The 226-nt window shown below is 70.8% G+C and carries 1 protein-coding gene; it reads left to right on the plus strand.

Annotated features, from left to right (window positions below; genetic code table 11):
- The coding region (locus AC0IY1_RS25725; RefSeq protein WP_471773400.1) for a sugar phosphate nucleotidyltransferase at positions 1-226 on the plus strand (226 nt) is incomplete at both ends.

Below are 226 nucleotides of genomic sequence, written 5' to 3' on the forward strand. Positions count from 1 at the left end.
CCGCGGCGGTGACGCCCTCGGCCCGGGGCGAGCTCGAGATCACCAGCGTCAACGAGGCCTATCTCGAGCGCGGGCAGTTGCACGTGGAGCGCATGAGCCGCGGCTATGCCTGGCTCGACACGGGCACCCATGACAGCCTGCTGGAGGCAGCCGAGTTCGTGCGCACGCTCCAGCACCGCCAGGGCCTGCAGGTGGCCTGCCTGGAGGAGATCGCCTACCTGCAGGG

Source organism: Methylobacterium sp. AC690, from assembly GCF_979256535.1.